At 42.4% G+C, this 15480-nt stretch carries 12 protein-coding genes; 10 read left to right on the top strand and 2 right to left on the bottom strand.

Features of this window, described 5'->3' with window-relative positions; translation table 11 throughout:
- Positions 1–168: 168 nt before the first annotated feature.
- The gene (locus ACDD58_RS05750; RefSeq protein ID WP_370776360.1) at positions 169–2280 is read right to left on the bottom strand and encodes a methyl-accepting chemotaxis protein; all 2112 of its coding nucleotides are present in this window, start codon (positions 2278–2280) and stop codon (positions 169–171) included.
- A 134-nt stretch (positions 2281–2414) separates the two neighbouring features.
- Positions 2415–2705 (bottom strand): GNAT family acetyltransferase, encoded by a 291-nt coding sequence (locus tag ACDD58_RS05745; protein ID WP_370776358.1) that lies wholly within the window; start codon positions 2703–2705, stop codon positions 2415–2417.
- 489 nt (positions 2706–3194) lie between these two features.
- On the opposite strand from ACDD58_RS05745, the gene ACDD58_RS05740 reads away from it, so the two are divergent.
- The 10 genes from ACDD58_RS05740 to ACDD58_RS05695 all read left to right on the top strand — a co-directional run bounded on the left by ACDD58_RS05740 (position 3195) and on the right by ACDD58_RS05695 (position 15480).
- Positions 3195–5111: an ABC transporter substrate-binding protein gene (locus ACDD58_RS05740; RefSeq protein ID WP_370776356.1), complete on the top strand. Its 1917-nt coding sequence runs from the start codon at positions 3195–3197 to the stop codon at positions 5109–5111.
- A gap of 196 nt (positions 5112–5307) precedes the next feature.
- Complete coding sequence (locus ACDD58_RS05735; RefSeq protein WP_117921023.1) at positions 5308–6294, top strand: ABC transporter permease; 987 nt, start codon at positions 5308–5310, stop codon at positions 6292–6294.
- 14 nt (positions 6295–6308) lie between these two features.
- Complete coding sequence (locus ACDD58_RS05730) at positions 6309–8093, top strand: ABC transporter permease subunit (protein WP_117921022.1); 1785 nt, start codon at positions 6309–6311, stop codon at positions 8091–8093.
- 15 nt (positions 8094–8108) lie between these two features.
- Positions 8109–9092 (top strand): ABC transporter ATP-binding protein, encoded by a 984-nt coding sequence (locus ACDD58_RS05725; protein WP_006855937.1) that lies wholly within the window; start codon positions 8109–8111, stop codon positions 9090–9092.
- Positions 9092–10600 carry an oligopeptide/dipeptide ABC transporter ATP-binding protein gene (locus tag ACDD58_RS05720; protein WP_370776353.1) on the top strand — a complete coding sequence of 503 codons (1509 nt, stop codon included), beginning with the start codon at positions 9092–9094 and terminating at the stop codon, positions 10598–10600. The genes ACDD58_RS05725 and ACDD58_RS05720 overlap by 1 nt, the downstream gene beginning before the upstream one ends.
- A gap of 216 nt (positions 10601–10816) precedes the next feature.
- Positions 10817–11050, top strand: a complete 234-nt coding sequence (locus tag ACDD58_RS05715) for a hypothetical protein (protein WP_118210174.1) — start codon at positions 10817–10819, stop codon at positions 11048–11050.
- Positions 11051–11143: 93 nt separating this feature from the next.
- Entirely contained in the window at positions 11144–11821 is a 678-nt protein-coding gene (locus tag ACDD58_RS05710; RefSeq protein WP_118210173.1) for a hypothetical protein, read from the top strand.
- Positions 11822–12089: 268 nt separating this feature from the next.
- The gene (locus ACDD58_RS05705; protein WP_370776350.1) at positions 12090–13286 is read left to right on the top strand and encodes an ABC transporter substrate-binding protein; all 1197 of its coding nucleotides are present in this window, start codon (positions 12090–12092) and stop codon (positions 13284–13286) included.
- A gap of 215 nt (positions 13287–13501) precedes the next feature.
- Complete coding sequence (locus ACDD58_RS05700; protein WP_117921017.1) at positions 13502–14383, top strand: branched-chain amino acid ABC transporter permease; 882 nt, start codon at positions 13502–13504, stop codon at positions 14381–14383.
- A gap of 20 nt (positions 14384–14403) precedes the next feature.
- The gene (locus tag ACDD58_RS05695) at positions 14404–15480 is read left to right on the top strand and encodes a branched-chain amino acid ABC transporter permease (RefSeq protein ID WP_370776346.1); all 1077 of its coding nucleotides are present in this window, start codon (positions 14404–14406) and stop codon (positions 15478–15480) included.

Here is a 15480-nt window from a genome sequence, read left to right as displayed (position 1 = left end):
AAATAAATGAGTAAACATGTCTGCACGATGATTAACAAATAGCGGTCAGATCATATGAAAAACAGCGGATAACAACAAGAGAAGAAGTTGTTATCCGCTGTTTTATAATGTATTTTGCAGCATGTTTGCGTGGTTATGCTGATAGCAAAGAGAATGCAGGTTATATAATTATTCTCCCTGATAATTACTGCGTACATACTGCTCGATCGCTGTATTATCCTCCGGCATACGGCAGCCAACGATAAAGACGCTTTCATTATCCGTGCTGCGGATGATATGTCCTTCTAACTCGCGGGCACTTGCTACAGGAAGATCCGGGATCGATAAGGTAATGTCGGAACCGATCGCACTGGCAAAGAAATTATCGCGGACGCTGAAAGCAAAGCCGCCTGCACTGATATTGATCATCTGACCGTTATATTGTCTGCCGGTCTGTGTTACCGTGATCGTACATTTGTTGGAGAGCGGCATACGCGGATATTTACGACGGTTGATAACCTTCGGGTTGGTTGCAACAGTAATCTTATAAATATCAGATGCCTGACCGCGCATTGTGGAAATATCGGCATTTTCCCAGATATACAGTGCATTTGTGACGGAAATCTGCAGCTCGTAAGTAAAGTTTTTATTTTTAATTTCAATCGAATGACCGGAAGGAACATGCAGACGTGCTGTAATTCCACCGTCTAGGGATGCTGTTACCTCACCGTGAGCAGTAAATGATGAACTGCCATTTTTGGCGATCAGGACGACTTTCATGCCAGGTTTGGCATCACCGATTCCCATGAAACCGCCGGTACCGAGTTCACCCATCAGTTTTCCGACAATCGTTTCGATTTTATTTACGTTAACGGCGGATTCCTCGTATTTACTCAACATGGTGCGTGAAACGTCATCTGACTGGTTGATGCACTTGGTCATGACATCCATGGTGTCGCAGACCTGTTTCATATTGTCAACCATATCCTGATTGGAAGACTCCACATCTTTCATGGCACCGTCGATTACTTTGATATTTTCACCGAGAGTCGTCGAATCTTTGGTAATACTGGCAACACTGTCTTTTACGAGTGTGAGTTTTTCACGTGTTGTCTGGATCAGGTTAAGCGTCTGCGTGATGGACTGTGTCATTTTTCCAGAGGTCTCATCTAAATGAGTCAACGCATCACGGATGCGGCCGGAAGAATTTTTCGTCTCTACGCTAAGTCCCTGAATCTGGTCAGCTACAACGGCAAATCCTTTTCCGGCAGCACCGGCCCGGGCGGCTTCTATGGAGGCGTTTAAGGCGAGGAGATTTGTCTGGAAAGTAATGCCTTCGATCGTTCCGGTCTCTTCTTTTACCATATCAAAATCCTGTTTGAAATTCTCTAAAACCTGTTCGACCTGTGAGGACAGATCTGCCATTGTGTTGGTGGTAGACACAACATCGGCAAGTTCTTCCGCACTTAAGTTTGCGTGTTCGATGGATTCCTGGATCACATTTACCATTTCTGCGATCAGGGATGCTACATTCTCGACCTGTGTATTGATATCAGAAGTTTTATCCATGGAAGACATCGTTTTGGTATAAAGAATATCGTTATTCTGGGTCAGTTCTTCCATGCATTTTACAACGGAATCAGCCCCCTGTTTGTTTTCATCAGCAAGTTCACGGACTACGGTAACACCGTCTACAATGGAACTGCTAGCGCCTTTGACCTGCCCTACTGTGGTCACCACGCGGTTTAGGTTGTCTTTAATAGAGTTGACAAGTGCTCCGTCGGACTGGTTTAGATGATCGATGGAAACGACGTAGCAGATATAGCAGAGCAATATCGTGGAGATCTGAAGGTAATAATCATTTGTGGAAATATTTGGGTTTATGCCATATATATTATGTAAAATAAGATGAACAATTACAATGATCTCGTTGGCGATACCGCACCGGATCATATATTTACGGTCTTTAAAAAGAATCAGCATACTGGTTAATGGCAGGATATAACCAAACGCGATCGCAGAATCAGTGGTGAGAATTACATAAGTGTAAAATGCACCGTAACCGACAGCAACAACTTCCTTATATATAGAGGAAGCCTTTCCGTTGATCTTTAATACGAGAATACCAATAAAAAATGGAACCCATACCATAAGAAGAAAGGTAATATAATATCTGGCTGAGTGAAGTCCCTGGGAAGTTTCTGAACCATACGAAAGAGTCATGATGGCGATTAAGATCAGCCAGATCGTGCGAGCCTTTGAGTTTGATTTTGCTTTGAAATATGATTCGTTATACTCCATAAAATTCTCCATTCCTGCGATAAAAATTTACATGCGGAATATAAATATATCGCACTCATTTTTCATATGTAAATTAGGACTAAAGTAATATCGTTAATCAGATTTTAAGTTTATATGTGGGTGCTGTCAATCCTTTAAAGCAATAAAGTCTGAAAATGGTCTTTACTTTTTTCCCAACTGGTATTAAGCCACTCGACAACTTTTATTTTTCCATCTTCTGTAAAAGGAAATGTGGCAGAAGTTTTTAAGGAATCGTCTGTGTTGGCAAAATTATAAGGTCCCGGCCAGTAAATAGCACGGAAAACATCGGTATCGGATTCTTCATCGTGTTCTTTCTGGATCAGATAACGCATGCCTTTGTAGCTGCCGGTAAATTTTTCTTTTTTGTAGAAGTTGAGATTCAGGATATCTTCCGGTGTGATCATGGTGGTGTCTCCTTATATATAGAAGTTCGTGATGTTGTAAAATCTGTTTCAATTATAACAGGTGTAAAATGAGATGGAAAGAAGCAAAATTACATTATAATATAGACGAAATAGAGAAAAAATGAAATCTTTAGCGAAATGCAAATATTCCCAATAATTAAAATAATGAAAGAAAATTCATACATTTAGGAAGGCGCTTGAATGATAATGCAAAAGAAGGGAAAATACTGGGAAAAGCGTTATATTTATACATGCCTGAAAATGAGAAAAAGTATTGACAAAAAACGGCTTGCATGTATAATAAAAAAAGTATTGTTCGTCGGGAACATACAGTTGTATGTTTTTAAAGTGCAATGGGCAAAGGAGTCTGTTGGCACTTTTTTTTGCTTATACAAAAATATTTTAGCACAATAACGTGCTACAACAATAATGTTATAAAGACGCCATGGCGTTTTTATATAGAACAATTTTCTATAAGGAGGAACTATTATGAAAAAGAAACTGATTTCTCTTTTTCTGATCGGTGCCATGACTACCGGAATGGTAGCAGGATGCGGTTCAGGAAACAGCAATGCTGATGCGGGAAACAACGCTTCTTCTGACAACGCTGCTGTAGAGGGTACAGAGGCAGCTGCAGACGGCACAGAGAGTACTTTTAACGGTACTTACAGCAACAAACAGGTAATCTTAGGCGAGAGTTCTGAGACAAGTGGAGATATCACTCCATTCTGGGCAAACGGTGCTTCTGATTACGATGCATTCAAATTAGTTACAGGTATGGCTCCAATCGACAGAGACCAGACAGGTAAATGGATCGAGAACCCGGCTGTTCTTGATAATCTGGAAGTAACAGATAACGAGGACGGAAGCAGAACTTACACAGTTAAGATCAAAGACGGCTTAAAGTTCAGCGATGGTTCTGATGTAAATGCAGACGACTACTTATTAACATACATGTTAAGATGTGACGAGATGATCACTGATCTCGAAGCCAGCAACTTAACAGACAGTACTGTTCAGTATGTAAAAGGTTATGACGCATATTCAAACGGCGAGACAGATACATTCGAAGGACTTCATCTGATCGATGACAAGACTTTCTCTGTAACCATCGACGCACAGTATATGCCATACTACTATGGACAGGCTTTGATCTCTAACCAGCCGGAGTCTATGGACTTATGGTTACCGGAAGATGTTACTTTAGAGGATACAGAGAATGGTGTGAAATTCTCTGACAACTTTACTTCTGAGTACATCGGAGATAAAGTACAGGCTGCAAGATATGACTACAATATCTGCTCCGGTCCTTACATGTTCACATCTTATGATGAGAACTCTTATGCATACACACTGACAAGGAACCCGAATTTCCCAGGTAACTTCGAGGGACAGACAGCAAATATCGAAACTGTTATCGTAAAATATACACCACAGGATACTATGATGGATCAGTTAAAGACCGGTGCTGTTGATATCTTATACCAGGTAGCGGACGGTGATCAGATCGAGCAGGGTCTTGACATGGTAGAAGAGGGTAACTTCAATTACTTAAGCTATGGCCGCGCAGGTTATGGAATGATTTCTCTCAAATGTAACCAGGGACCGACCCAGTTCAAAGAAGTACGTCATGCAATGGCTTACTTACTTGACCGTGTAACATTTGCACAGACATTCACAGGCGGACATGGTACTGTTGTAAGCGGACCTTATGGTACACAGCAGTGGATGGCTGAGGAATATGCAGAAGAATTAGACGGATTAAACTCTTACACATACAGCCTTGACTCTGCAATCAAAGAGTTAGAGGACGGCGGCTGGGTATACAACGAAGATGGTTCTGATTACTCAGGTTCCGGAATCCGTTACAAGAAATTAGACGATGGTACTTACATGCCATTAGTAATCGAGTGGTTCTCTTCTGAGAATAACTCTGTATCTGACCTGCTTGTAACTTCCTTACAGCAGAACCCGGATGTAGAAGCAGCAGGTATGAAGATCAACCAGACTGTTGGTACTTTCACAGACTTACTGACATATTACTATGACAGCTCCAAAGAGAACCCATATCAGATGTTCAACTTAGCAAGTGGTTTCGGTAACCCTTACGATGTTGCATATCAGTATGAGCCAGGTTCATCTAACAACACCAATGCATTAGAGGGTGAAGAAGGTCAGAAACTGTATGATCTTGCAATCACTATGAACCATACAGAAGAAGGTGATGATGAGGCATATGCAAAAGCATGGTTCGATTTCATCGCTGACTGGAATGATGAGCTTCCTGAGATTCCGCTGTACTCCAATGATTACCATGATTTCTTCACATCAAAGCTTCATGACTTTGAAGAAGATGGATACAACTGGGATGCAACAAACGCAATTCTGTATGCAAACATGGAGTAATCTGTTTTATAGAATCATATTCTATTCCATGTGAAATTTTACCGGCATGTGGCGTGGGGCATAAGTCCCGCGCCCGTGCGGTATATATTCCGGCAAATTCTTTGATCGTTTCTTTTGGAATGGGATCAAAGGGGCATGTCAGGATTTTGTTCCTAAGGAAACGAAGAAGAAAAATCAAATGAAGGTTGGTTAAATTATGTTAAAGTACGTTGGGAAAAGAATTTTATATATGATAGGGGTATTCTTTGTAGTATCCATTATCCTTTTTGTACTGTTTAATAACGTACCTGGTGACCGTGCTCTTAATCAGGTGCAGAACTTAAGAGGTAAAGTCTCCGATGAGACATTCCAGCTCCGCTATCAGGAAGCAAGAGAAAAATTAGGATTAGATGATCCGATTCCGGTCCGCTATGTAAAATGGATGGGAAATTTATTAAAGGGCGATCTTGGATATTCTTCCTTCTACAAAAAAGATGTGAAAGACTGTCTCTCGACACCATTGTTAAACACGATACAGATCAATATCGTATCCACGATACTCGCGTTAGCGATCACAATACCGCTCGGTATTCACTGTGCGGTCAAGAAATTTTCTAAATTTGACAATACGGTACAGGTGCTGACAATTGTCGGCTATAGTATGCCTCAATATATAATTGCTCTGGTATTTATTTTCATATTTGCCGTAAAGCTCGGCTGGTTCCCAATCAGTGGTATGAATACGCCGAACTTCCAGGGAACCGGAATGGCATTCGTGCTTGACCGTCTCCATTATCTGGCACTTCCGGTCATCGTTATGACGGTTGCAGCTTTGGGAAGCATGACACGTTATGTCCGTGCAGCAATGATCGATGCACTCCGTATGGATTATATCCGTACTGCAAGAGCAAAAGGTTTAAAGGAAAAAGTCGTTATTTATTCCCATGCATGGAGAAATGCACTTCTTCCGGTTATCACACTGATCATCAGCTGGTTCATGAGTATTTTCATGGGATCTATCGTTATTGAACAGATTTTCCAGTTGAATGGTATCGGTAAAATGTATTATGTCGGACTTATGAATCAGGATTACGATATGGCACTTGCAGTAAATATGCTCTACTGTATCATCACACTGCTCAGTAACCTGATCACAGACTTAAGCTATGGTCTGGTAGATCCGCGTGTACGTATTGATAAGTAGGAGGAACGAAAAACATGAAGATGCTCAAACACCTTTTTGGAAAAAGGGATAAAGAACTCGATGTATTACAGGAAGAAGCGCTTCAGAGTCCGCTCCGTACGGTTGTGAGGAATTTCACCTCAAACAGACTTGCGTTTGGCGGCTTGATCGTATTTTTAGTTATCTTTTTGATCGTTTTAATCGGACCAATTTTTAATCCGATCGACTTAAGTGAAAAAGAAGAGACACAGATCAACGTGGCTCCGGGACTGAATATGATGAAAGTACCGGACGGTTTGAAAGGAAATGTAAAAGAGATTTCTACAGGTGCGACATTCAGTGTAGGCGTTGACAATGATGGTAAAGTCTATGTCTGGGGCTACACAAAGATCAGTAACAAGATCGATATTGCAAAGAAGATGCCAAAACAGAAAGAAATGGGAAAAGTGGTATCTGTATCTGCAGGATTTGACCATGTCATGGCACTCAATGAAGATGGGGAGCTTTTCATCTGGGGTAGTGACCGTATGGGACAGTGTCAGGTTCCGATGGAAGTAAAGCATGAGAAGATCAAACAGATCGCAGCCGGTTATCAGATTTCTTATGTTTTAACCGAAGGCGGCGAAGTCATCGCATGGGGAAATGAAAACTTAAATGATGTGCGTCTGACCAGAAGAAACGGTAACAGCCACATTGCAAAGATCTCTGTAGCAAATACAACTTTAATGGCGCTTACAGATGATGGCGAGATCAGACATTTAGGAAGCCAGAAATCCGATATCTCCAATATTCCGGAAGATCTTGGAAAAGCGAAAGATATCGTGACAACCTCCGATGCCTGTGTGGCATTGTTAGAGGATGGCTCTCTTAGAATCTGGGGAAAAGCCAACAAGAGTGAGAAAGAGATTCCGGAAATGGATGGAGAGATCGTTTCCATGTTTGCCGGAAGATATCATATTACAACACTGACAGATAAAGGAACTGTTTACTCCTGGGGAAGCAATGCAAAACACCAGACAGATGTTCCAAAAGCAGCAAAAGATGTGACTGCTATCTATGGCGGTACTTACCAGAATTATGCAGTGACCAAATCCGGCGATGTAGTAACCTGGGGATTAAAAGGTTATCTGCTCGGAAGCGATGAGCTTGGACGTGATGTATTTACCCGTATCTTAAATGGTGGACGTATGACTATGACGATCGGTGCAATCTCCGTTATCATTTCCACGATCATCGGTATCATCATTGGTGGTGTGTCCGGTTTCTTCGGAGGCTGGGTTGATATCGTGTTACAGCGTATCACAGAGATCGTTGCATGTCTGCCGTTCCTTCCGATGGCGATGATTTTGACATCTATCATCGGAAACAGTATGACAGAGAGCGCAAGAATTGCCCTGATCATGGTGATACTCGGTATATTAAGCTGGCCGAGCCTTGCAAGACTTGTCCGTGCACAGGTGCTTGCCGAGCGTGAGCAGGAGTTTGTAACTGCCGCAAATGCGATGGGTGTAAAACGTTCTGTGATCGTATTTAAGCATATTATCCCGAATGTTATTTCGGTTATCATCGTATCCGCAACGCTTGATTTTGCATATTGTATGCTGACAGAGTCTACGTTATCCTTCTTAGGATTCGGTGTAAAACTGCCGCGTCCTACCTGGGGAAATATGTTAAACGGCTGCGTAAGTTCCGTTGTTATCCAGAACTACTGGTGGAGATGGGTATTCCCGGCTATCATGTTAGGTATCTGTGTAATCTGTATCAATATGGTCGGCGACGGTCTGCGTGATGCCATCGACCCGAAATCAAATGAGCGTTAAAGGAGGAGACACAAAATGGCTTTATTAGAGATTCATGACCTGCATACCTTCTTTAAAACGAAAAAGGGTATTGTCAAGGCAGTAAACGGTGTTTCTTATTCGGTAGAACCGGGAAAGACACTTGGTGTTGTAGGTGAGAGCGGAAGCGGCAAGAGTGTTTCCGCCATGAGTATTTTAAAATTATTAGACGGCAACGGCTATATCGACAGCGGCGAGATCATTTTTGATGGTAAAAATCTTGCAGATGTATCGGTAAAAGATATGTGTAAGATCCGTGGAAATGAGATCTCTGTTATTTTCCAGGAGCCGATGACCAGCTTAAACCCGATTTTTACCGTAGAGCGTCAGCTTTCCGAGCCGTTTATCATTCATCAGGGAATGAATAAAAAAGAGGCAGCCGAGAAAGTGGTTGAGATGTTAAAGGATGTACGAATCCCGAATCCGGAAGCGGTTGCCAAACAGTATCCGCATCAGCTTTCCGGTGGTATGCGCCAGCGTGTCATGATTGCCATGGCACTTGCCTGCCGCCCAAAACTACTGATCGCTGATGAGCCGACGACGGCTCTTGATGTAACGATCCAGGCGCAGATCTTAAAGCTGATGAATGATTTAAAGAAAGAGAAAGGAACATCCATTCTCTTTATCACACATGATCTTGGTGTTATCAACGAGATGGCAGACGATGTCGCTGTTATGTACTGTGGTCAGGTTGTGGAAAAAGCTCCGGTGCGCAGCATTTTTGGGGATAACTCCTATCTGCATCCGTATACGGAAGGACTGCTTTACTCTATCCCACGTCTTGATACACCGACCGGAATCCGTTTAGAGGCAATTCCGGGTGCCGTACCGCATCCGCTTGATCTTCCGAAGGGATGTAAATTTGCACCGCGCTGCAAATATGCAACAGACAAGTGCCGTGAAATGGAACCGGAACTGAACGAGGTAGAACCGGGACATATGGTACGCTGCTTTTATCCGAAGAAAGGGGAAAGAAACTAATGAGTGACGAGAACAAGGTATTACTGCGTGTTTCGAATTTAAAACAGTATTTCCCGATCGGAAAAAAGAAGATGGGAAAACCGCAGTCATTTGTAAAGGCAAATGATGGAATCAGTTTAAATATTTATGAGGGCGAGACTTTCGGTCTGGTTGGTGAGAGTGGATGTGGAAAATCTACATTCGGACGTACACTGTTACAGCTTTACCGTCAGACTGGCGGACGTACCGTATATTACGGACGTACCGTAGAAGATTTTGACTTGAAATATGTTGAGGAGATTTTTAAGAATCTTCCAGATAAGAAGAAAAAATGCGAGGAGCTTTTAGACAAGGTAAGAAAGTTAGAGGCAGACTACGCTAAAATGCCAGAGGGCAGTGAGGAAGAAAAGATCGCCAAGAAGGCAGCCGGACAGCACCTTGCCGAGATGGAGAGTGAGGCAAACAACGATCTTTTGGATATCACTGCTTTGATCGGCGGACTCTATACGTTAGATGAGTCTGCACTTGCAGAGGCAGGCCGTCATTATCTTGCAGAATATCTTGCCATGAAAGAAATCCGTAAGATCAATGCACAGGCAGAGGATTTTGAGAAAAACGGAAAATCCGCAAAAGCAGAGGAAATAAAGAAAAAAATTCCAGAGCTTCAGAAAAAAGTACAGGCTGAGCTTGCAGAGATCGATAAGATCCGTGACAACTGCAAAAAAGATGAAGCATTTGATAAATATGAGGCACAGAAGGATGACGGTATCAATCTTGCAAACTTAACGGATGCAGAGATGCGTTATCTGCGCCGTGATCTTCAGTTGATCTTCCAGGATCCGTATTCATCCTTAAATCCGCGTATGACGGTAGGTCAGATCATCGGAGAGGGATTGATGGCTCACAATATCTTCAAAAAAGGTGATCCGAAGATGCAGGATTATATCATGGAGATCATGGAGAAGTGTGGACTTGCGTCCTATTTTATTCATCGTTATCCGCATCAGTTCTCCGGTGGACAGAGACAGCGAATCGGTATTGCGCGTTCACTTGCAGTAAATCCGAAGTTTGTTGTCTGTGATGAGGCAGTATCTGCACTGGATGTTTCCATTCAGTCACAGATCATTAACCTGCTGTTAGACTTAAAAGAGCAGAATAATTTAACATACCTGTTTATTTCACATGACCTTTCTGTCATCAAATATATCAGTGACAGGATCGGTGTTATGTACCTGGGAAATATGATGGAGCTTTCTGATACGGAGCATCTGTTTGCACATCCGTACCACCCATATACAGAGGCATTACTTTCTGCGATTCCAACCACGGATGTAGATGGTAAGAAAGAGACGATCATTCTTGAGGGAGATATCCCAAGTCCGATCAACCCGCCAAAGGGATGTAAGTTCCATACGAGATGTCGTTACTGCACAGAGATCTGCAAGAATGTGACTCCGCAGTTCGAAGAGGTAGAACCGGGACATTTTGTAGCATGTCATCATAAATTAGGCGTGCCGGAAGAAAAATAAATATATTGATTGAGTGCGAAACCGGCAGATGTTGTCCGACCGCGTAAACAGCAGAAAATAAAATAGATACAATTTGACAGATGATAAGAGCTGGCTTAAACTGGAAACATAGTGTTTTTTGGTAAGAGCCGGCTCTTATTTTATAAGCGGCTGGCTGTGATTTGTTTTGCAGCAGTATCTTTACAAATAAGTACTTTTAGTAGAAATGGAGATTATATGTTATTTCAGAGAAAAATAGATGGAGCAATGAAGAAGTTGCATGAGAGCAGTGATGCGGCGGAGGAAGAACGCAGGAAAGATGCAGGAGAACCGTATGAGGAGCTGGAACGCCCCGAATTAGAAAAGGGGGATATGCTTGCGATGATCATTGCGGCATTTATCACGTTTATACCGGTTGCTATTTTGGTGCTTGGCATTATCCTGGTGGCAGGTTATTTTCTGCTGCATTGATATGGATAAACGTCAGCATTAGAAAAATTCCGGCAGAGTATTCTATATAGGGCAGTGTGTCGGAAATTGTACGGGGTTAAGGAGGAGCGTGAAATGTTATTTGGGGACAGTGAGCAAAAAAGGAAACAAAAGGAACAGCGCAGCAGGGAAAAAGACTGGAAGAGTAAATTACTTGGAACCGGCATGGAAAAAGGAGCCGCAGGTGAGCTGGTAAAAATAATTACAGAGGCACAGGAACTTGGGGAGAGACTTCAGACAGACTATAAAACATCAAGAGAACATCTGGAGCGTGCGCAGCGCAAGATTGAACTTTTACTGGATGAGATGACAGAGGAACCGGAACGTGATGCAAAAAAGAGCCTGGATTCCCTGATCGTGGATCTGGATCACGTATATCATATGTGTTCTATCAGGGAGGATGACCCGGATTATGGATCGACGGTACAGTGTTTAAAAACTGCATCTGCAGAATTTGGTACACCGGATGCAAAGATCAGCACACTTATGCTGCGCAGTGAACTGGAGAATATACAGGCAGTATTAAAGGACGCAGCAGGCTGGGATGCCCCCGATTTTTTTGCACTTGCGTATTATCTGAAGCATGGAGATAAAGAAGCACTTGCTGATATGGAGAATGGGCAGCGCAATCAGTTTTTGGCAGATTATCTGAAAGAAAATTTTACAGACTGCTATGCGCAACATATTGAATCCGCAGGGTTAAAAGATGAAATTTCAGATTTTATTCGTACAGTTCATAATATACATAACTAATAGTTATGGAAAACGTCACTTTGTATAATTATGATTAAAATCCATCAAGAATTTAGGTGAATCTGAATATTGTGCAAAGTGTATATTTTTGCTATTATTGCAACAACAAGTTTGAGAGCTTTCGCAAATGTATGAAATATCATGACAATATAAGGTGCGGAAGATGAATGGAGGAAAAAGTGTGAAAAATTACATTTTTCACACACAAGATTTGTGTTTGAACACAAACTTGTGATGCCCTGAAAAATGGGCAGGAATGGAGGCTATTATGAAAAAAGCGGTATGTATGTTTTTAACAGCAGCGCTGGCAGTAAGTTGTCTGGCAGGCTGTGGTGGCAATGCAGCAGGAAACACATCAACAGGCAATGCATCTGCAGGTACGGACAGCAGTGCAACAGACGGTTCTGTATTTAAGATCGGAAGCATCGGACCGACAACCGGTGATGCAGCAATTTACGGAAACGCAGTTATGAATGCAGCACAGATGGCAGTGGATGAGATCAATGCAGCTGGCGGTGCAAACGGATATCAGCTTGCATTCAAAGCAGAGGATGATCAGAACGATGCAGAGAAATCCGTCAATGCATATAACTCATTAAAAGACTGGGGTATGCAGATCCTGATGGGAACTGTTACAACAACACCTTGTGTAGCAGTTGCAGACAAGACAGCAGAAGATGGTATGTTTGAGATTACACCATCCGCATCATCCACAGATGTTATCACAAACGATAATGTATTCCAGGCATGCTTTACAGACCCGAACCAGGGTACAGCTTCTGCACAGTACATTGCTGAGAACAATTTAGGAACAAAACTTGCAGTCATCTATGACAGTTCGAGTGTATATTCTTCCGGTATCGAAGCTACTTTCGTGGAAGAAGCACAGAACAAAGGACTTGAAGTAGTAGCTGAGGAAGCGTTTACAGCAGATTCCAAGACAGATTTTTCCACACAGCTTCAGAAAGCACAGTCTGCAGGCGCTGACTTAGTATTCTTACCGATTTACTATACAGAGGCATCTATCATTTTAACTCAGGCAAACGGTATGGGTTATGAGCCGGCTTTCTTCGGTGTTGATGGTATGGACGGAATCCTTGGTGTTGAGAACTTTGATACATCTTTAGCGGAAGGTGTTATGTTATTAACTCCATTCGCTGCAGATGCAGATGATGAGAAAACAAAAGCATTTGTTTCCACATACAAAGAGAAATATGGCGATGTTCCAAACCAGTTCGCAGCAGATGCTTACGATGCAATCTATGTTATCAAAGCAGCTATCGAGCAGGCAGGTGCAACACCGGATATGAGTGCTTCTGATCTGGGCACTGCATTAACCGGAGCAATGACATCTATCTCTGTAGATGGATTGACAGGAGATGGAATGACATGGCAGGCAACCGGAGAGGTCAGCAAGGCTCCGAAGGCAGTAGTGATCAAAGATGGTGCTTACGCAGCAATGTAAATGAAATAAAAAATAAATAGCTATTTTATAAGGAAAGAAAGGGGTTGTTTGCAGACAAAGTTGTCGCAGTCAGCCCCTTTTGTACTTATGACAGAATGTTTTTAAACGTCACATTGTGGCGTTTTTTGAAACAAAAAGATTGTATACAAGTATTTCAAATGGTATAATAAAAAAATCAATGTATTAACGTTATAAAGTAAGAATGGAGGATTGTTATGAATTTCTTATCTTACCTGATCAATGGTATCAGTCTTGGAAGCGTCTATGCGATCATTGCACTGGGATATACCATGGTATACGGTATCGCAAAGATGTTGAACTTTGCACATGGAGATGTTATCATGATCGGCTGTTACGTGGTGTTTTTAGCCATGAACGGTCAGGGATGGCCGCCGCTTGTAGCGGTTGTTTTATCCGTTATTGTTTGTACGGTTCTTGGTATCGTCATTGAAAAAATTGCTTACAAGCCATTGCGCCGGGCTACTCCTCTTGCCGTACTTATCACAGCGATCGGTGTCAGCTACTTTTTACAGAATGCAGCACTGTTATTGTTTGGTGCGGACACAAAGTCTTTTACCAATGTTGTAACACTGCCATCTTTAAAACTTGCAGGCGGCAGCCTTACAATTTCAGGAACCACGATCGTGACGGTTCTTGCATGTGTCATCATTATGGCAGGTCTGATGTTATTTATCAAAAAAACAAAAGCCGGACAGGCTATGCTTGCTGTTTCGGAAGATAAAGATGCGGCACAGCTGATGGGAGTAAATGTTAACGCAACCATTTCCCTGACATTTGCGATCGGTTCTGGACTTGCAGCGATCGCAGGTGTGCTGTTCTGCTCTGCATACCCTACACTAACTCCTTATACAGGTTCCATGCCTGGTATCAAAGCGTTTACAGCAGCAGTATTCGGTGGAATCGGCTCTATCCCTGGTGCGTTGATCGGTGGTATTTTACTTGGTATCATTGAGATTTTAGGACGTGCTTATATTTCATCCCAGTTGTCAGATGCAATCGTGTTTGCAGTGCTTATCATTGTGCTGCTTGTAAAGCCGACCGGTATTCTTGGAAAACAGATTCATGAAAAAGTATAAGGTCAGATTGGAGTAATGATATGTCAAAATTAAATGTAAAATCAATGAAAAAAAGTACATTAGACCATCTGATTACCTTTGCGATGGTAATTGTGGCCTATCTCATCGTCCAGATACTGATCGCAGCCGGAGTGTTGTCCTCCCTGATGCAGGGACTTTTAGTGCCGATGTGCACTTATTCCATTGTTGCGATCGGATTAAATCTGTGCGTGGGGTATTTAGGGGAACTCAGTATCGGACATGCAGGATTTATGTGTGTCGGTGCTTTTTCAAGTGCATTTGCAACAAAACTTTTACAGAATGTGATCCCAAACCAGATCATTTTATTCATCACTGTTTTGATCATCGGAACAGCGGCAGCAGCGTTTTTCGGATTTCTGATCGGTATTCCGGTACTGCGTTTAAGAGGTGACTATCTTGCCATTGTAACACTGGCGTTTGGGGAGATCATCAAAAACGTGATCAATGTGCTTTACATTGCAAAAGATACGGACGGTTTTCATTTTGCAATTTCAAACGGAAATGCAATCAAACTTTCCGATGAAGGAGAGTGGCTGATCAATGGTGCAAAAGGAATTGCAAAGATTCCGCACTTATCCAGCTTTACCGCCGGCGTGATTATGATTCTGATCTGTCTTTTCATTGTATATCATCTGGTAAATTCCAGAAGCGGACGTGCCATCATGGCGATCCGTGATAACCGTATTGCAGCTGAATCGGTTGGTATTAACATTACAAAATTTAAACTGATGGCATTTACGATCTCCGCAGCGATCGCAGGAGCCGGCGGTGTTTTATATGCACACAACCTGTCAACCGTTACAGCAACACCTGCAAACTTTGGTTACAACATGTCGATCATGATCCTTGTATTTGTTGTATTAGGTGGAATGGGAAGTTTCCGCGGTTCTATCATTGCGGCTGTGATCCTGACATTGCTGCCGGAGGTACTGCGTGGACTCTCCGATTATCGTATGCTGATTTATTCCATCGTACTGATCGCAATGATGCTCTTTAACTGGGCACCGAAATGTATTGAGTTCAGACAGCGTGTAGCTGCAAAACTGAAAAAGAACACAAAGAAAGGAGTACTGTAA

This window comes from Roseburia sp. (assembly GCF_041325975.1).
GTDB classification, from domain to species: Bacteria; Bacillota; Clostridia; order Lachnospirales; family Lachnospiraceae; genus Roseburia; species Roseburia rectibacter.
This window is presented reverse-complemented; position numbering and strand designations above follow the sequence as displayed.